This is a genomic window from Aeromonas sp. MTB (assembly GCF_056632455.1).
The window spans coordinates 1269213-1287678 of record NZ_CP147026.1; the positions used below are offsets into that span (position 1 = coordinate 1269213).

At 59.3% G+C, this 18466-nt stretch carries 19 protein-coding genes; 8 read left to right on the plus strand and 11 right to left on the minus strand.

The genetic code is table 11. The features are described from left to right. The first annotated feature begins 6 nt into the window (after positions 1–6). Genes WBR25_RS05990 through WBR25_RS06000 form a run of 3 tightly spaced genes read left to right on the plus strand, consistent with a single transcriptional unit; the run spans position 7 to position 2807 of the window. The gene (locus WBR25_RS05990) at positions 7–621 is read left to right on the plus strand and encodes a glutathione S-transferase family protein (protein ID WP_479749555.1); all 615 of its coding nucleotides are present in this window, start codon (positions 7–9) and stop codon (positions 619–621) included. Continuing rightward, on the plus strand, positions 621–2261 hold the full coding sequence (locus WBR25_RS05995) for a GNAT family N-acetyltransferase (protein WP_479749556.1): 1641 nt from the start codon (positions 621–623) through the stop codon (positions 2259–2261). Before WBR25_RS05990 ends, WBR25_RS05995 begins: the two co-directional genes overlap by 1 nt. A gap of 6 nt (positions 2262–2267) precedes the next feature. Continuing rightward, positions 2268–2807, plus strand: coding sequence for a GNAT family N-acetyltransferase (locus tag WBR25_RS06000; RefSeq protein WP_005334630.1), 540 nt, complete (start codon positions 2268–2270; stop codon positions 2805–2807). Between the two features lie 96 nt (positions 2808–2903). Here the strand turns inward: WBR25_RS06000 and WBR25_RS06005 are convergent, their stop codons facing one another. The 11 genes from WBR25_RS06005 to WBR25_RS06055 form a co-directional block, all read right to left on the minus strand. Further along, positions 2904–3317, minus strand: a complete 414-nt coding sequence (locus WBR25_RS06005) for a hypothetical protein (RefSeq protein ID WP_374810106.1) — start codon at positions 3315–3317, stop codon at positions 2904–2906. A 182-nt stretch (positions 3318–3499) separates the two neighbouring features. Then, on the minus strand, positions 3500–4630 hold the full coding sequence (locus WBR25_RS06010) for a ribosomal protein uL16 3-hydroxylase (protein ID WP_479749557.1): 1131 nt from the start codon (positions 4628–4630) through the stop codon (positions 3500–3502). A gap of 139 nt (positions 4631–4769) precedes the next feature. Next, on the minus strand, positions 4770–6140 hold the full coding sequence (purB, locus tag WBR25_RS06015) for an adenylosuccinate lyase (protein ID WP_064340945.1): 1371 nt from the start codon (positions 6138–6140) through the stop codon (positions 4770–4772). Between the two features lie 121 nt (positions 6141–6261). After that, a complete protein-coding gene (gene hflD / locus WBR25_RS06020; protein WP_129503561.1) occupies positions 6262–6876 on the minus strand; it encodes a high frequency lysogenization protein HflD in 615 nt (204 codons plus the stop codon). A gap of 23 nt (positions 6877–6899) precedes the next feature. Continuing rightward, a complete protein-coding gene (gene mnmA, locus WBR25_RS06025) occupies positions 6900–8006 on the minus strand; it encodes a tRNA 2-thiouridine(34) synthase MnmA (protein ID WP_129503562.1) in 1107 nt (368 codons plus the stop codon). Between the two features lie 157 nt (positions 8007–8163). After that, positions 8164–8655, minus strand: a complete 492-nt coding sequence (locus WBR25_RS06030) for an NUDIX hydrolase (protein WP_479749886.1) — start codon at positions 8653–8655, stop codon at positions 8164–8166. Next, the gene (gene rluE, locus WBR25_RS06035) at positions 8655–9578 is read right to left on the minus strand and encodes a 23S rRNA pseudouridine(2457) synthase RluE (protein WP_479749558.1); all 924 of its coding nucleotides are present in this window, start codon (positions 9576–9578) and stop codon (positions 8655–8657) included. The genes WBR25_RS06030 and rluE overlap by 1 nt, the downstream gene beginning before the upstream one ends. 104 nt (positions 9579–9682) lie before the next feature. Next, the gene (locus WBR25_RS06040) at positions 9683–10450 is read right to left on the minus strand and encodes a PTS sugar transporter subunit IIA (protein ID WP_479749559.1); all 768 of its coding nucleotides are present in this window, start codon (positions 10448–10450) and stop codon (positions 9683–9685) included. Beyond that, the gene (locus WBR25_RS06045) at positions 10450–10755 is read right to left on the minus strand and encodes a PTS fructose transporter subunit IIB (protein ID WP_005334611.1); all 306 of its coding nucleotides are present in this window, start codon (positions 10753–10755) and stop codon (positions 10450–10452) included. The genes WBR25_RS06040 and WBR25_RS06045 overlap by 1 nt, the downstream gene beginning before the upstream one ends. A gap of 218 nt (positions 10756–10973) precedes the next feature. After that, positions 10974–12380 (minus strand): hexose-6-phosphate:phosphate antiporter, encoded by a 1407-nt coding sequence (uhpT, locus tag WBR25_RS06050; protein ID WP_005334609.1) that lies wholly within the window; start codon positions 12378–12380, stop codon positions 10974–10976. A 564-nt stretch (positions 12381–12944) separates the two neighbouring features. Further along, positions 12945–14852: a PTS fructose transporter subunit IIABC gene (locus WBR25_RS06055; RefSeq protein ID WP_479749560.1), complete on the minus strand. Its 1908-nt coding sequence runs from the start codon at positions 14850–14852 to the stop codon at positions 12945–12947. Positions 14853–15610: 758 nt separating this feature from the next. On the opposite strand from WBR25_RS06055, the gene WBR25_RS06060 reads away from it, so the two are divergent. The 5 genes from WBR25_RS06060 to WBR25_RS06080 are packed head-to-tail and all read left to right on the plus strand — an operon-like array spanning position 15611 to position 18465. Continuing rightward, positions 15611–16114 carry a NifB/NifX family molybdenum-iron cluster-binding protein gene (locus WBR25_RS06060; protein ID WP_479749561.1) on the plus strand — a complete coding sequence of 168 codons (504 nt, stop codon included), beginning with the start codon at positions 15611–15613 and terminating at the stop codon, positions 16112–16114. A gap of 35 nt (positions 16115–16149) precedes the next feature. Beyond that, positions 16150–17136 (plus strand): SLAC1 anion channel family protein, encoded by a 987-nt coding sequence (locus WBR25_RS06065; protein ID WP_479749562.1) that lies wholly within the window; start codon positions 16150–16152, stop codon positions 17134–17136. Between the two features lie 4 nt (positions 17137–17140). Then, positions 17141–17515, plus strand: a complete 375-nt coding sequence (locus WBR25_RS06070) for a carboxymuconolactone decarboxylase family protein (RefSeq protein ID WP_267528431.1) — start codon at positions 17141–17143, stop codon at positions 17513–17515. A 16-nt stretch (positions 17516–17531) separates the two neighbouring features. Beyond that, positions 17532–17969 carry a PaaI family thioesterase gene (locus WBR25_RS06075; RefSeq protein WP_234784134.1) on the plus strand — a complete coding sequence of 146 codons (438 nt, stop codon included), beginning with the start codon at positions 17532–17534 and terminating at the stop codon, positions 17967–17969. A gap of 4 nt (positions 17970–17973) precedes the next feature. Beyond that, positions 17974–18465: a Dps family protein gene (locus WBR25_RS06080; protein WP_005334596.1), complete on the plus strand. Its 492-nt coding sequence runs from the start codon at positions 17974–17976 to the stop codon at positions 18463–18465. Position 18466: the final 1 nt, after the last annotated feature.

An 18466-nucleotide genomic window follows, 5' to 3' on the forward strand; every position in this document is an offset into this window, starting at 1 on the left:
GTGTGTATGCGTCTGTATGGTGATCTGCGTTCCGGCAACTGTTACAAGGTGTGGCTGTTGGCCCGCTGGCTGGAGTTGCCCCTTGAGTGGGTTGAGATGGATATTCAGGCGGGGGATACCCGTACCCCCGCATTTCTGGCCATGAACCCCAACGGCAAGATCCCGGTGCTGGAGATTGGCCAGGGCGATACGCTGGCGGAATCCAACGCCATCCTCTTCTATCTGGCGCAGGGCTCGTCTTTGTGGCCAACCGATCCGCGCCAGCAGGCCGAGGTGCTCAAATGGATGTTCTTTGAGCAGTACAGCCATGAGCCCTACATCGCGGTGGCCCGCTTTATCGTTCACTATCTCGGCCGACCCGAGTCGCAGGAGGCGCGGCTCGACGGGCTGAAAGCCGGTGGCGAGAAGGCGCTGGCGGTAATGGAGCAGCAGCTGAAACAGAGCCTCTACCTGTGCGGTGATGCGCCGACCATCGCCGATATCGCCCTTTATGCCTACACCCATGTGGCAGAGGAGGGGATCTTCTCCCTGCAGGGGTGGCCCGCTATCCGTAGCTGGATCGCCCGTATCGAAGCCCATCCCCGCCATCAGACGCTGCCAGCGGCCTGTCAGGCCAGCTGATGGAACTGCTGATCGAGGCCAGTCTGTGGCAACCGCAGTGGACTGCGCTGTTGCAGGTCTGGCAGCTGCAGGGGCATCGCTGGCAGCTGCTACTGGGCAAAGAGGCGGCCGCTGCCCTCGATCAAACCGATGCCCCCTGGGCGAGCAGTCCTCCTGATGGGGTGCTCTGCCCGGGGGCCCTGCTGGCTGCCTGGCTCGATGGGGATCTGCTGACGGATTTTCATGTTGATCCCAGCCGCCAGATCCTGATCAGTGCCTCTACCTCCCTATTGACCCTCGCCAGGGAGCAGGGACTGCTCACCCTTGGCCCTGTGGGGGCCGATCTGCCGCTCACCCCTGAGGCCGATTTGGGCGCCGTGCTCAATCGCCTGCTGGCGTGCCGCGTGACGGTGTCGACCCTGGCTGAGGGGCATTCGCTATCAGGTGTCGTATTGCGACCACTGCAGGCCGACGATGAGCGTGAGATAGTGCGCTACTGCAGCGACGAGGCGCTGGCGCGCTACACCCTCAATATTCCTCACCCCTATCCGCCGGAGGGGGCCCGCGACTGGTTGGCGCTCAGCTGGCGCAAAGCGGCGCTTGGCCTTGGCTGGAGCTGGGCCATCACCTTGCCAGAGGAGCACGGTGCGGCGTTGCTTGGGGTGATCTCCCTGCAATGGAATGGCGAGCTCGCCTGGTGGGTGGGCGTGCCCTGGCAAAATCGCGGTCTGGCGACCCGGGCCGCTGGTTTGGTCAAGGGGTTCGCCTTTGACCAACTGCAACTGCCTGCGCTGACGGCTCGCCATATGCCAGACAATTTAGCCTCCGGCCGGGTGATGGCAAAAGTGGGCATGCACTATCGCGGGCGGCGCCATATCAGTGGTCGCCAGCCGTGTGAGGTGAGTTACTGGCGGCTGGATCGCGCTCCCTCCTTACCCAATCCCTTGGCCGAGGAGATTGCCTGCTGGCTTGCTGATGAGCGGATCGCCGTGGTGATCCTGTGGGATCCTGTAACGTTGGATCGGCAGAGTGCCAACGGCAAGCTGGCCATCTCGCTCTTTGTGGATGAGAGGGGCGCGGGGGAGAAGCCCTGTTTTCTGCGCTGCCCGCCGCATCTTGAGAGGTCTCTGGAGCTGCACTGTTACCCCGTCGAACTGCTGGAGCAGGCCGAACCGGAGCAGTTGTCCCATCTTGGCGGCGTCTTGCTGAAAGACAGGGATGAACAGGGGCTGGCGTGGTTGCTGCAACTGGCCGCGCTGCAGCGTCAGGGGCCCGAGCTGCTCAGCCGCGAGGAGCGCGCATCACGGCGCCACTGGTTCAACCAATTGATGGCGCAGGCGCTGGGTGATCAGGGTGACTCTTCGCAGATACGCTATCAGCAGTTACGGCTGCTGGTGGAGCTGCCGGAGCTGGTCGATGAGCTGGATGGCTGTTGGCATCAAACGCCCGAACTGACCTTTGATCGGTTGGCGCGGGAGGCTCCTGCCCTCTGGTTTGCCTACCGTGAGGCGATGAACAGGGTCACCCCGGCTACGCTAACCGCCTTGCAGCAGCAGTTTGCCGCTCGTTTTCCTGAGTGCACCCTCCCATTTTTGGACAAAGGTACTCAGAATGACCAGCCGTTGTGTGGAATAATGCCCGCTCTGCTGTACGAGGAGTAATACCTGATGTTGAGAACCGAGCGCCCCGGTGACATGCTGCCGGTTTATGAGCTGCTGAGTGCCGCCTTCGGTCGTTCCGATGAGGCCGAACTGGTCAACCGCCTGCGCGAATGTGGTGCTGCCGTGGTGACCATGGTCGAAGAGGAAGAGTACGAGTTCATGGGGCACCTGATGCTAAGCCCGATCACCATTAATGGCATGGAAGGGCCCTGGCTCGGTCTGGCGCCGGTCGCGGTTCATCCCGACTGGCAAGGTCAGGGTATTGGCTCTGATCTTATCCGTGAAGGGCTTGACACGGCGCTCGAGATGGACTGGAAAGGGGTGGTGGTACTCGGGGATCCGGCCTATTACAGCCGTTTCGGTTTCCGCCCGGCCAGCGAGTTTGGCCTGCACTGCATCTATGAGGTGCCTGCCGACTGCTTTATGGCGATGGAGTTGCAGGAGCGCGGTTTTGCGGGTGTGCAGGGTGAGGTGCTCTATCACCCCCTGTTTGATGAACTTCCCGACGAGCTGCCGGACGCGCAGGCAGAAGAGCCCCATTTCTAGCGAGAAGTTGCAGCGACAAGCTATAACGAAAAAGCCCTCATCGAGGGCTTTTTCAGTTTATATCAGTCCCTGCCGGGCTTATTCGAGCAAATAGGCTCAGGCAATGATGTCGAGCTGGGTGCCCTTGCGATTATCTTCGCCCACCATGTCACCCATCTGCTGGGCGAGCGGGCTCTGCTGGAACTGAATATAGTCGCTCAGATTCTGCTGGCGCTGGTAGCGATTCGCAGCCTGATACATATCAGCCGTGTTCGGGCCCGATTTGCTGTCGCTCTCCTGACCGCTGGCTTCCAGGTAGCGCTCCACCACGGCTTTCTCCTGCTGGTTAGCCGTATAAGAGACCGCCAGGGTTCTGCGAGCCGTTGCTTTCTCTTCGCTCTGTGCCTGTAATTCATCCTTCTTGATCAGCGCTTCGTTACGGGCCTGATTGACCTGTTCGGGCGTGACAGCCGGAGAGGAGGGGTATTTGCCGTAATCGGGCAGCGGCATGGGCCGGGAGGTGATTTGCATGGTGGTGCTTCTCTTTTGAACAGGGACGGGCGCATGATACTGATCCATTTTAGTTCAATAAATGACCGCTTGTCGGTTCATCAAGAATAGGTTCAGCTTCGCGCATCAACTGTTAATTGAACCGCCTCTGAGTGACAAAAAAGGCGCCATAAGGCGCCCTTTAATCTTTCGCTACTGCAGGATCAGTTGAAGAACCAGTAACCACGGTTGACCAGACGGGTCAGCAGTTGCAGGAAGCCAGCCTGATCGGCCAGCTCCACCATGTCGGCTTGAGTGATGATGTCTTTGTCACACAAGAGCGAAATGGCTGCCGCGTCTTCGCTTTGCAGAGTCCAGGCTTCGCCGTCGATGAAGCACTGCTGGCTCTCGCCGCTGAACCAGACGGTGCGCAGACCCGGCACCTTGATGGCAGGTTCGCCCTGGGTCAGCAGGTCGGCTACCTCCTCGGCGCTGTAGTCCGGCTCGACCGGATTGACGTCCAGATCGTGCTTGGCCTCGGAGATCATGGTGCCGAACCACTCCTTGAACAGGGTCTCGTCATCGAGGGCCTGCTGCATCAGCTCGCGCAGACGGTGCAGCTCGTGGGGCTGGATCTCGCCGTGACGGGCGCGGGGCTTGAGATCGGCATCGCCGTAACGCTCGGTACGCACCTCGTTGTCGATCAGATGATCGGCAAAGGAGGAGATAAGCGCCTTGGCATCTGGTGCGCGGAAACCCACCGAGAAGTTCATGGAGGGCTCGATGGCGTAGCCTTCGTGGGGGAATCCTGGCGGAATGTAGAGGATGTCGCCCGGCTCCATGATGACGTCGATGATCGCCTCGAACGGCTCGCAGTGCAGCAGGGCGGCGTGGGCGGCGAACTCGTTGAGCGGCTTGGCATCGCCAACCCGCCAGTGGCGTTTGCCCAGACCCTGGGTGATAAACACATCGTAATTGTCGATGTGGGGGCCGACACCCGCATGGGGGGTGGAGAAGCTCACCATTACATCGTCAAAGCGCCAGCCCGGAATGAACTGGAACGGCACCGCCAGCTCGTTCACCTCGGGAGCCCAGTGGTTGCAAGCCTGTACCAGAATGGTCCAGTTCTCTTCGCCCAGATGGTCGTAGGATTCGAAGGGGCCGTGGGCAGCATCCCACCTGCCGTCGAAACGGGTGACGAGGCGGGACTCTACCACCTCTTCCATGGCCAGACCCGCCAGCTCGTCCGGGCTGATGGGATCCTGAAAGTCCTTGAAGCCACCCTTGATAAGGAGCGGGCGCTTCTGCCAGTAGTGCTCAAGGAAGTGAGCGATATCCAGATTGAGTTCGTACATGCTGTTTCTCGTGTCTCGCAAAGAGGTTTTGCCCAAGGCGGGCTTGGGAAAAGCCACTCGGGATCCTGCCGTGGCAGGGAAAATAACAGGGGCCCTGTGGCGTATCGTGCACAGGGCCCCTTCGTCACTGCCGGTTGGCTTACTTCAGCAGATCAACCAGACGCTGGGCGTCACCGATGTAGTTGGCCGGGGTCAGCTTCTTCAGCTCGACCTTGACCGCTTCCGGCAACTCCAGGGTGTCGATAAAGGTGCGCATCCCTTCAGCATCGACGCGGCGACCACGGGTCAGCTCCTTGAGCTTCTCGTAAGGCTTCTCGATACCGTAGCGGCGCATCACGGTCTGGATCGGCTCGGCCAGCACTTCCCAGTTGGCATCCAGATCGGCAGCCATGGCGGCGTCGTTGGCTTCCAGCTTGGAGATGCCCTTGAGGGTCGCCTGATAGGCAATCAGGGAGTAACCCACTGCCACACCCAGGTTGCGCAGCACGGTAGAGTCGGTCAGATCACGCTGCCAGCGGGAGATAGGCAGCTTGCTCGCCAGATGCTGGAACACGGCGTTGGCCAGACCCAGATTGCCTTCGGAGTTCTCGAAGTCGATGGGGTTGACCTTGTGCGGCATGGTGGAGGAGCCGATTTCACCGGCGATGGTGCGCTGCTTGAAGTGGCCCAGGGAGATGTAACCCCACACATCGCGGTCGAAGTCGATCAGGATAGTGTTGAAGCGGGCCATGGCGTCGAACAGCTCGGCGATATAGTCGTGCGGCTCGATCTGGGTGGTGTAGGGGTTCCAGGTCAGGCCCAAGGAGGTAACAAACTCCTCGGAGAACTGGTGCCAGTCCACATCCGGGTAGGCGCTGAGGTGGGCGTTGTAGTTGCCGACCGCACCGTTGATCTTGCCGAGGATCTCCACCGCCATGATCTGCTTGAACTGGCGCTCCAGACGGTAGGCGACGTTGGCCATCTCCTTGCCCATGGTGCTCGGGGTCGCCGGCTGGCCGTGGGTGCGGGAGAGCAGCGGCATGTCACGGTACTCGTGAGCCAGACGCTTGAGCTCGCCGATCAGCTTCTCGCAATAAGGCTTGATGACCTCTTCGCGGGCGGTTTTCAGCATCAGACCGTGGGAGTTGTTGTTGATGTCTTCCGAGGTGCAGGCGAAGTGGATGAACTCGCTGACAGCCGCCAGCTCCGGGTTCACTTCGACTTTCTCTTTGAGGAAGTACTCCACCGCTTTCACATCATGGTTGGTGGTGCGCTCGATCTGTTTGATACGGGCGGCGTCACTCTCGTTGAAGTTGCTGACGATGCCGTCGAGCAGGGCGTTGGCGGCCGCGCTCAGGGCAGGGACTTCCGGGATCCCGGCGTGGCTGGCCAGTTTCTGCAACCAGCGAACCTCGACTTCAACGCGAAAACGCAGCAGGCCGAATTCGGAGAAGATAGGGCGCAGGGCATCGGCCTTGTCGCCATAACGACCGTCAATCGGGGAAACAGCAGTCAGCGCGGACAGCTCCATGGGGTGAACTCCTGATGATTGGTGTGGGGGATCCGTATTCACTTGCGCGCCGGTCGGGGTGTATCAAGGCTGATGTGCGGCTGTTCACCTTGTCTCCCTCTCCCTGCGCGCAAGCCAATGATTAGTAACGCTTGGCCAGTTCCACCATCTTCTTGCGAGCGAAGATGATCTGGGTGCGGCTGCCACCGAGCTGGCGCCACAGCACCACGGCGCGGATGCCTGCCAGCAGCAGGGCGCGCACCTTGTGCTGCACCAGCGGCTGCTGCAGGAACAGCGGGGTGCCTGCCACCTGAATGCGCGGCCCGATGGGGCTGATAAGATCGCTGTAGATGCTCGCCATGTTGGCCAGGATCTGCTCGTCGAGCAGGTCGAAATGCTGTTGCTGGCGACCGATCTGGCTGATCCGCTCACCCAGCATATTGAGAATGTCCTTGCGCTTGGCCAGCTTGCGCTCCAGCGCAATCAGGCTCACCACGTAGCGGGTCAACTCGGCATTCTTCTGGCTGCCATCGGCTCCCAGCTGCTCGACCAGCGCGCGGTAGCCGTCGCGAATGGCCAGATGGGTGTTGTTGAACACCTCGAGCGGGTGGCTCGGGTTGGTCACCAGAATGCTGGAGAGGCTCTCGCGCAGGGCGGCCTCGTCACAGCTGCCGTCTCGGGCCACCTTTTGCACCAGATACGCGGCCTGGCAGATGCCGGCAAAGGCCATTGTTCTGTCTTGGAATTTATCGCTCACGTCTGCTGCCTTCTGTTAAGGATTCAAACCGGATGGCTGAAACGCTGTTCGATGATGCCGCCGCCCAGACACACTTCCCCGTCGTAGAAGACGGCGGACTGGCCCGGGGTTACCGCAGCCTGTTTCTCGTCGAAGATGACCCGGATGGTCAGATCGTCGATGGGCTGGATCAGGCAGGGGATATCCTGCTGGCGGTAGCGGGTCTTGACGGTGCAGCGATGCGGCTCGCGAATGGGGGTGCGATCCACCCAGTGCAACTGGCTGGCAATCAGGCCATCGGAGTAGAGGCGGGGATGTTCGCCCTGCGCCACCACCAGCACGTTGCGCTCGACCTCTTTGTCGACCACATACCAGGCCTCTTCGGTGGCATCTTTGCGACCACCGATGCCGAGCCCCTTGCGCTGGCCCAGGGTGTGATACATCAGACCCTGATGCTCGCCGATCACCTTGCCATCCACGGTCTCGATTTTACCGGGCTGGGCGGGCAGGAACTTGGCCAGGAAGTCCTTGAACTTGCGCTCACCGATAAAGCAGATGCCGGTGGAGTCTTTCTTCTTGGCGGTGATGAGATCGAGCTGCTCGGCGATGCGGCGCACCTCGGGCTTTTCCAGGTCGCCAACCGGGAACAGGCTCTGACCCACTTGCTTCTCGCTCAGGGTATAGAGGAAGTAGCTCTGATCCTTGTTGGTATCGAGACCGCGCAGCAGGCGCGGGCGGCCGGTGCTGTCGTCACGGCGCACATAGTGGCCGGTGGCGATGTAGGTGGCACCCAGCTCTTCGGCGGCAAATTCGAGGAACGCCTTGAACTTGATCTCCTTGTTGCACAGGATATCGGGGTTTGGCGTGCGGCCAGCCTTGTACTCTTCGAGGAAGTGCTCGAACACATTGTCCCAGTACTCGGCCGCGAAGTTGATAGTGTGGAGTTTCATCCCCAGCTTGTCGCAGACGGCCTTGGCATCAGCCAAATCCTGGGCGGCAGAGCAGTACTCGTCCGTGTCGTCTTCTTCCCAGTTCTTCATGAACAAGCCTTCGACCTGATAGCCCTGCTGCTGGAGCAGGTAGGCCGAGACGGAAGAATCCACGCCGCCGGACATGCCGACGATCACCTTGATTTGGCTGTTGTCTGTCATTAGTCGAAGTTACCAGTTCGTTTAAACGGGGCGTATTCTACCAGAGTTTTGCGCCCCCGGTCACATATCCATGCCGCAGTTCCCATCAGGAGCCTGATAGCAGGAAATCGTTTTTCTGTTGTTGGTCTTTGTCACCGAAAAAGAGTGTCAAATGGCCTCAGATAAAGGCCTTGAGTGCCGACAGTGGCAGCCGTGTCCCCGCCAGATAATCCTGAATGCACTGCCACACCAAGGGGCTGCGCAGGGCCGGTTTGCATTCCGCTATTTCTTCCAGAGTGAGCCAGTGGCAAGCCAGCACATCGCCGTCAGGATCCTCTGGATGGTGCTGACCCGGCGCTTTTTCAAGGTCGAAGATGATGGCGGTACGCACATAGGTGGCCTCGCTGTCGGCCGGTTTGAACAGATAGGTACCAAGCCAGGCGGTCGGCATGGCGGTCAGCCCCGTCTCCTCTTTCAGCTCACGACAGGCCGCTTCAAGCAGGTTTTCCCCCGGCTCCACATGGCCGGCGGGTTGGTTGAAACGGCGCTGGCCTTTTATCTCCTCTTCCACCACCAGAAAGCGCCCCTGCCACTGCACCAGGGCGGCGACAGTCAGGCGCGCCTCCATGCGGGCGTGGCTGGTGGCCGATTGCTCTGCCTGATTGTTCATCATGACTCCTTGTCGCTGCTATTGGGATTGCCCGCACGGGCGGGTCGGCGTGCCGTTCCTCGCCCGCTGCTGCGGGGTTTGCCGCCGGTCGGGTTCGTGGCTGCGCGCTCGGTTGGGTGAGTGCTGCGGGGGCGCTCGTCCCGTCTCGGCTGGCTGGCCCGCCGTGGCGCCTCCCCTGCCGGTTTGGCCGGTTTGGCGGTATGAGCGCCTGAACGGGATGAGGAGGGACGCGGGCGGCTGCTGGAGCTCGGCACCAGCTCGGGGGCGGGCAGGCTGCGGCTCTCGCCGGGTGCCAGACCATCGAGGGTCCAGTCACCGATGGCGTAGCGAATAAGGCGCAGGGTGGGGTGGCCGATATGGGCGGTCATTCGCCGCACCTGCCGGTTGCGCCCCTCGATGATCTTGATCTCCAGCCAGCTGGTGGGGATCTCCTTGCGCTCGCGAATGGGCGGATTGCGCGGCCACACCGCAGGTTCATCCATGATGCGCGCTCCGGCGGGCAGGGTCATGCCGTCGTTGAGCTCCACGCCGGCGCGCAGGGCGGCCAGTTTCTCTTCGCTCGGGATCCCTTCCACCTGCACCCAGTAGGTCTTGGGGGTCTTCTCCCCCGGTTGGGTGAGGCGCGCCTGCAGCTTGCCATCGTTGGTGAGCAGCAGCAGCCCCTCGCTGTCGCGATCGAGCCGCCCTGCGGCGTAGATGCCGGGCTCTTTGATGTAATCCTTGAGGGTCTCCCGGCCCGCCTCGTCGGTGAACTGGCAGAGCACCATATAGGGCTTGTTCAGCAGGAGCAATTTGCGATCCTCTGGGGCCAGCTCCGGTTTGCGGGGGGAAACATGGCGGGGTGCGGCTGGTTTGGTAGTCGTGCGCGGGGCGTTATCGCGCGGCGTACGGTTGACAGAGAGACGGGAGCGGGGAGATTTCATCGGATACACACTTCAGACAGACGATGGCAGCGAGTGTACCACAGGGTGCTGAGGGCTGGATGAATGGCTGGCGTTACAGCAAGAAGCGCCCAGAGCCAATTCGCCTAGCTCAGCAGGCTCTCGATCACGATAGCCTGACGGGCGGGGGCCGAGCCCGCCAACAGCAGGGCGTGGCTGACCACATCGTCGATCATCGCCTGCGCCAGTCGGGTAAGGGGGCGCAGGGTCTCCCGTCCGCTACCAACCGGCACCGCCAGCAGAATAATGGTCTGTACCGGCCCTATCTGAGAGCCCCATTCTATGGGCTCTTTGCAGCTAAGCAGGGTCAGCGCTGGCTGGCTGATCCCTTCGCTCAATACATGGGGCATGGCAAGGCCGGGGCGGATGATGGTGGCCGAGACCTGCTCGCGCCGCTCCACCGCGGCGGTCAGTGTGGCGCGGTCGGTGATCAGCTCGGCGGGCAGCAGATCGATCAGATGCTCGAGCGCTTCGGCCTTGGTCAGCGGTTCGGGGCTGTGGGCCAGCTGGCGCAGGGCAAAATGGTAGTCGGGCAGGGCGTTGGCCAGTCGCAACTCCGCCAGCGCGGCGGTGCGCGGGCGCACCAGCGGTTGACCCAGCTCCCCGCACCAGCAGGTGAAGGCCATGTGGGCGAGCTCGGCATCGCATCCTTCGATCTGCAACTGGCAGAGATCGCCGGGCTGGGTGGCGAGGGTCAACAGGGAGAGCTGGTTGCTGGCGGCAACGGTCTGGCGCCGGGTGAGGTTGGCACAGCGGATGGTGGATTTGAACATCCCCGCCAGCCGGTTCAACTGCTTGGCCTGGGTGATGCTCAACCCCTGCTGGCAGTAGAAGGTGATTTCGCGGGTCAGCATCAGGCCGGGATCGGCAGGGCCTTGAGTACGGCGTTGGCATCCAGCAGCACGGTTTCCAGTCTCACCTGATGGATGGTGCAGCCGAGGAAGCGCTCTTTCTGCTCAATCTCGATATCGGAAGCAATCAACACCAGGTCGGCGCTGGCAATATCGCGGGCGGTCAGCATGTTCTCCATGCCCATGGCGCCCTGTGTCTCGACCTTGATCTTGAGTCCCAGCCCTGTGGCGGCTTTTTGCAGGGCATCGGCAGCCATATAGGTATGGGCGATACCGGTCGGGCAAGCGGTGACGGCGACGATCTTCATCTGCTCTCTGTGATGCTGGCAAGGGGAGCAACAAGATAGCGCCAGCGGGGGGCTTTTACCAAAAGTCCATATGAAAAGTGGGATCTTGATGGGGATATGCCCGTCCCTTGAACGGCAATGCAGGCTCATGCCGGGCCAGTCGGATGTCTGGTTGCCCCAAACAACAAGGGCCACCCCTGTGGGTGGCCCTGAACAATCTGCGTCTGTTGTGATGGCTATCAGGCGGTCTGGGCAGCCAGCTCGGCGGCTTTCAGTTCGCGCTTGATGCGGCGGATCTTGCGCTCCTCGGCGACCGCGACACAGCCCATCAGCACCAGACAGGCGGCGGCTGCGATATCCAGCGCCGCGAAGGTGCCGGTCCAGCCGGTCAGACCGAAGATGGGGGTGCCATCGGCGATCATGCCCAGACCCAGTTTGGCGAAGCTGTCACCAATCAGGTAAGCGAAGGTGCCCTTGACGCCATCGGCCACGCTGATGCCCTGCTTGGGGACGAAGCCCACGGCGGCGACGCCGATCAGCAGTTGCGGACCAAACACCAGGAAGCCCAGGGTGAACAGGGAGCCCAGGAACATAAACTGGGTGGTCGCATGCTGGTAGAGACCCAGGGTGGCGATGATCAGCGCCAGCGCCACGCAGGCAACCAGACCACGACGGCCATTGGCCAGATCGGAGAGGTAACCCCACATCAGGGTGCCGACCAGAGCGCCCACTTCGAAGAAGGTAAAACCCTGAATGGCCACGTCTTTGGAGAAGCCCAGCTCTTGGTGGGCATAGACGGTGGACCACTGGTCGATACCGATACGCACCACGTAGAGGAAGATGTTGGCAAAGCAGAGCAGCCAGATCACCTTGTTGAGCAGCACGTACTTCACGAAGATCTGCCACTTGGTCAGCTTCTGCTCTTCGGTAGCGATATCCTCTTCGCTCGCCACTTCGTCAAACAGCTCTTCCACCTTGCCAAGGCCATAGGCTTCCGGCGAATCGCTACCAAAGCGCAGGCCGATAAAGCCGACGATCAGCGCGATGATGGAGGGGAAGATAAACATGCCGAGCACGTTGCCATCGAACAGGTAGTTGGCACCGAACAGCGCCACACCGGCCGCACCGGCACCGCCCACGTTGTGGGAGAGGTTCCACATACCCAGATAGGTGCCGCGCTTGTTGCGAGGGGTCCACTTGGTGATGGTGGAGTAGCTGCACGAACCGCCACAGCTCTGGAAGAATCCGCTCAGGGCGTAGAAGAAGATCATGAAGTAGAGGCTGAAACCTGTGCCGCCCATGCTGGCACTGAAGCCCAGCATGCAGAGCGCGGAGAGGATCAGCATCAACGGCAGGAACTGCTTGGTGTTCTTGCCATCGGCGTAGTAGGAGACGATGGTCTTGCCCACCCCGTAGGTGATGGAGAAGCCAAGGCCGATCATGCCAAGCTCGGTCATGGAGAGACCGTACTCCTGGATCATGTCATTTTGCGCAATGTTGAAGTTCTTGCGGATCAGATACATGGTCAAATAGCCAATAAATACAACCAGATAAGATTGCATAAACGGCTTGAACCAGAGCTTGCGCCGGGCTTCGACCGGCAGGTCGAGGGTGGGGACCCGGACCTGTTGGAGCAATTTCAACATCTTCGTTCATCCTCTGCGAGATAGACGGTATTTCCGCCGCGCCCCTCATTTGTAGATAGGTTGTTCGAGGTCACGCCACGGAAGGGGGAACGGGACGTCAGGGCTGTCAGCCGTTGCTGCGCTCGACGCTCCATCCATATAAACCCGGGCCCGGCACGGGATAACGGGGCGCATTGCCCATCGCGGTGCGGGTCACGACATCAGGTGAGGTGACTCTAATAAGAGGGGCAAAAAATGGCTTGAGAGCCATCCCTAGTGGGGCTAGGAAATTTTCCTAGTTTTTGCGCTTTCGCGGACAAAGCGTGAGAAACATCACACCGCTGACGCCGGATTGCTGCCATTTCAGCCAGTTTGGCGCTCTGTGCGAGTGCTGGGTTGAGGAGGGGAGAGGCCAGAAGGGAGCCAGGGAAAGGAAAGGGGAGCGACGAGGAAGAGTGCTTATCGACCACTATTTCTCGGGGGCGATATTGGGAAATACGGCCCGCCTGCCATCCCAAAAACAAGAGGCCACCCCGTGGGGTGGCCTCTTTTTATGCTCTAGGAGCCTCGATGGTGAGGGGGGACTCAGGCCGCCTTGGCCAGAGTTACCTCATCACTCTTTTTGACCCGCAGTTTTTTCAGGGCAACCGCCACCACTCCGGTGACGATGGCACCGCAGATCATGCAGAGCAGGGCCAGCAGGGGCTTGTTGACCGCACCCAGCAGGGCCACGATGGGGCCACCGTGGGCAACGCTGTTGGTGATGCCAAACAGGAAGGCCATCACAGCTGCGGTCATGCTGCCCAGAATGTTGGCCGGGATAACGGCCAGCGGATCACGGGCGGCAAATGGAATCGCCCCTTCGGAGATCCCCACCAGACCCATGGCGCCGGCGGCTTTGCCCGCTTCGATTTCAGACTCGTCAAAGATGCCGAGCTTGCGACCGAGCACGGTCGCCAGCGACATGCCAAGGGGCGCAGCCGGGATGGCGCAGGCCATGGCACCCATGAACTGGGTCTGACCGGATGCGATCATGCCGACCGAGAACAGGAACGCCACCTTGTTGACCGGGCCACCCATATCAAAGCCGGCCATACCACCCAGCACGATACCCAGCAGCACCAGACTGCCACCGCTCATGGAGAGCAGCATGGCGTTGAGGCCGGTCATCATGTCGGCAATCGGGGCGCCGATGATGAAGATGAATACCGCAGCGATAAAGAGCGACCCGACGATGGGGGCGATCAGGATCGGCACCAGCGGTTGCACCATCTTGTGGTACTGACGGGTGGCAATCCAGCGCACCAGATAGCCGACCAACAGGCCCGCAATGATGGCACCGATAAAGCCGGTACCGGCGTCAGCGCCGTAGAAGCTGCCGTTGTTGGCGATCCAGCCGCCGATAAAGCCCGGTGCCAGTGCCGGACGGTCACCGATGGCGTAGGCGATATAGCCCGCCAGAATGGGGATCATCAGGGTGAAGGCGGCCACGCCCACGTTGAGGATCTGGTTCCACATGCTCCCTTCCGGGATCTGCATGCCGCTCGGGGTCGGGTTGCCGCCGATGGCCAGTGCCAGCGCAATCAACAGACCGCCGGTCACCACGAACGGGATCATGTGCGATACACCGTTCATCAGGTAGCGATAGAGATCGGAACTGCCACCCGCGCTCTTTTCTTCACCTTTTTTATCCTCTTTGCCAGCCACGTAGGCGGGGGCTTTCAGGGCTTGCTCGATCAGACCCTTGCCATCCTTGATGGGGGCCTTGACGCCGGTTTTGATGAGCGGCTTGCCAGCGAAGCGGGCCATGTCCACCTGCTTGTCACAGGCCACCACGATGGCGGTGGCGCGAGCGATCTCGTCCGCGGTCGGGCTGTTCTTGACGCCGATGGAGCCGTTGGTCTCCACCTTCACCTCATAACCGAGCTCCTTGGCGGCGCGCTCCAGCGACTCGGCCGCCAGATAGGTGTGGGCGATACCGGCCGGGCAGCCGGTGACACCGATGATCAGCCCCTTGTTGGCCGCAGGTGCGGCAGCCGCTTCCTCTTTCTTGGCCAGCAGCAGTGCCAGCGCATCGGCCGGGGTGTTGGCCGCCAGCAGCTTGGCGATAAAGCCCTCTTCGATCAGCTTGCCGGAGAGCTCGGCCAGCACCTCGATATGGTGGTTGGCGCCGCCATCGGGGGAGGCGATCATAAAGAAAATATGGGACGGCTTGCCATCTTCGGCGCCGTACTCGATGCCGTTGCGGCTGATGCCGATGGCGACCGCCGGGTTGCATACCGCCGCACTCTTGGCGTGGGGCAGGGCCACGCCCTCTTCAAAGCCGGTGTTGCCCAGCTCTTCACGGGCCCACAGAGCCTTGATAAAGGCCTGCTCGTCGCTGACCTTGCCTTGCGACGCCAGCAGGCGGGCCATCTCGGTGAAGACTTCTTCCTTACGCGTCGCTTTCAAATCGAGGTTGATCAGATGTTCATTGATCAAGGTGGTTATCATGGCGCTCTCCCCGCTTCCGGTGACGGAAGCTATGCGTGAGTACGTATCGACGTACTGGATAAAAATGACCTGATCATTATCGCGGCTCGCCTGCCCCCTCCCTATCGGACAAATGTGCTAATCACTGGATTTTTGTGCGAAGCAAAACGCGATGTGATGAAGATCCCGTTTTCAGGCAGGACTCGCCATTTTCAGTCTGCCATCCATTTTTTCTTTAAAAACAGATAAATGTATTGATGCCAGGCTCGCCATCAGGTTTGTAATGCGCCATATCAATAAATTAATCATCAGCATGGTCTGGATTTATATGTGGTTAAACGGCGCCATCAGATGTGACCCTTCTCACAAAAAGTCGCCATTTCGCCGGGCGGATTAGGATTTTTATGCGCCATTTCTCCCCCTGCCTTTTGTCCTCGCTGATAGCGGATTGGCGCGCACTGGAATGATGCCAGGGCGAGCTTTAATGAGTCCCTAAACCTCTTCGTTGGAAAAAATAGTTTGTTGCATATGCCATAAACTGAGCGTATACATGGCATATGCCAATTACGGCAGCATCATGATCAGACGCTTATCGAGCCGAATGATGCGTGACTAAACCAGTAAAAGTTGATGCGTACGGCTCTTCATCTGGTTGCTGCAAGAGGCTGGGAACATGGCCATGCCAACCGGCAAGCCTGCGGGAAGATCCTGAACAAGGGGACGAATGCAGAGTGGCAAGGGGCAGGGCCGGAATATCAACAGTGATAGCAGGAGGTCAAATGACCATCATCACAGCCATTCCGATGAATGACGACCATATCGCAGGACATTTTGCCAAGGCAGAGCGCTTTGTATTCGTAGATGAACAGGGGAGCACCCTGGCAGAAATCGCCAACCCGGTGGCAGGCAACGAGTGCAAAAGTGCGTTGGCGGAGCTGCTTCAGGCGCAGGGGGCCCGTCGTATCGTGTTGAAAAATATTGGTAGCAAGATGCTTGGCAAGCTGCTGGGCAGTGGGCTTGCCGTCTATCAGGGCAGTCAGGGGCGTCTCGCTATGGCCGACATGCTGAGCAATGAGTCGGGCAATCTGACCGAGCTGACATCCGCTGAACAAGGCAGTGCATCGCGCTGCGCCGAGGGGGCTGGCCATCACGGCAAGGGAAGCCGTCAATGCGCTCCCCGTGGCCGCCTTGGCAAAGGGGGGGGCTGCAAGTCAGCCTCCGGACAACAGCAGGGCTGTCAGGGTAACCGTCAGCGCAACCACAAAAAATGTTGTGAAGAGTAAGCACAACCGCTAGGCCGAACTGGAGGGGAACGTTGATGGAAAACCTGAATCAAGAGGGTAAGCAAATCCCCTCCATAACCAAGATTGCACATATGCCTGTCACACTGTTTTCAATCATCATGGGGCTGACGGGGGCGGCGATTGCCTGTCGCAAGGCATTTCCGGATCTGCTGCTGTTGCAGTCGGCAGGGTTCCTGTTCGGGGTCTTGTCATCCCTGCTACTTGTGACGTTTCTGGCGATGTATGGCTGGAAAATCCTCAGACACAATGACGAGTTCCGGCATGAGCTGAAACACCCGGTCAGGATCAATTTCTTCCCGACCATCTCAATCAGCTTGCTGCTGCAATCCGCCTACTGGGCCAGCTGGCATGATGCAGCGCTGGCCCTCTGGTCGGTGGGAGCCAGCTTGCAGCTGCTCTTCACCCTCTACATCATGAGCAACTGGATCCATCGCGACCATTTCACAATCACCCACACCAACCCGGCATGGTTTATACCGATTGTCGGCAATATCGTGGTGCCCCTGGGTGGCATGCCGCTTGGCTTTCACGAGATCAGCCTGTTCTTCTTCAGCATTGGCCTTATTTTCTGGTTCTCTCTGCTGACCATAGTGCTCTATCGGCTGTTCTTTCATGAGAGCCTGCCCGAGAAGCTGATGCCCACCATGTTTATTCTGCTGGCACCACCTTCCATCGGATTTATCTCGTATAGCGAAATAGCCAGCTCCAGCGACCTGTTTGCCCATGTCATTTATTATTTTGCGCTGTTTGTATTTATCTTGCTGATGTACAACACCCTCACTTTTTTGAAACTGAAATTTTTTCTCTCTTCGTGGGCGTACTCATTTCCACTGGCGGCATTTTCCGCAGCCTCGGCCATGTTTGCCGACGCAACCGGGAATATCATTCCATTTTATCTGGCCAAAATAGTGGTGTGTGCCCTGATTGTATTGATCATCTGGTTAATCAGCATGACAGTGCAGTCATTCTATAAAGGTGAGATTTTCACACCGGAGAAATAACGTGATGAAAAATTATCGAGATATCAATAAAGAACAACACCAGCTTGGCTCTGCTTATCGCAAGAGCAGCCCGGATACCATGAATGCGTTTATTGCGCTGCACAAAGCCGTTATGAAAGAGGACGAGGCGCTGGCGTTGAAATATCGGGAAATGATCGCCCTCGGTATTGGTATTGCTTCCCGCTGCGATGGCTGCATTGCCGCCCATGTTGCCGGGGCCGTGAAGGCCGGTGCTTCGCGAGCGGAACTCATTGCCACCGTGGATGTCGCGGTATTGATGGGAGGCGGCCCCTCCATCATCTATGGCACCCAGGCACATGCCGCCATCGAAGAGCTGCTCTCCTGGCACTCTGTTCTCAACATGCGAGTGACCAAATAGCGAGTGAACAGATCAAGTGGATGAATATCAATCAGAGAACTATCAACAGACCATGATGTCCCACGCCCGTTGCATGGTGTGCGGCACTCATAACCCGGATTCACTGGGAATTCGCTTTTATCAGGGGGAGGAAGGGACGACGGAAGGGCTGTTTATTGCCGACCAGCGCCATCAGGGTTACAGCGATATTTTGCATGGCGGCATGACCAGCACCCTGCTCGATGCGGTGATGACACATGCGTTGCTGCAACGGGGAATAAGAGGATTAACAGCGGAGCTGACCGTTCGTTTTATTGCTCCCATCGATATCGGCAGCAAAGTAGCGCTCTCGGCCAGAATAGTCGACCAGCGTCACGGTATCTATCGTCTGAATGCCGTAGCGTCGGTCGGCGGGATGATTGTTGCAAAAGCATCGGCCAAATTTATCAAGCCGAAAGCCAATAACAGGAGTTAGCGTGATGAAAAAAGAGAGTGTGGTTTTACCAGAAATGGATATCGGTATTTCAGCCGCCGATCGCAAGAAAATTGCAGATGGATTGTCGGCACTGCTTGCCGATAGTTACACCCTTTATTTGATGACCCACAATTTTCACTGGAACGTAACTGGCCCGCAGTTCAACAGCCTGCACAATATGTTTATGGATCAATACACCGAGCAGTGGAATGCGCTGGATGTTATCGCCGAGCGGATCCGCGCATTGGGCTTTCCCGCTCCCGGCACATATAAGGAGTTTGTCCGTCTCTCCTCCATTGAGGAGGTCGAAGGGGTGCCCTGTGCCAGTGAAATGCTCAAACATCTGGTGTTGGCGCAAGAAGCCACGGCGAGAACCGCCAGAAAACTGTTCGATCTGGTCGATGCCGTCAATGACCAGCCCACCGCCGATGTGCTGACCCAGCGCATCGATATTCATGAAAAAACCGCCTGGATGCTAAGAAGCATGCTCTCCTGAT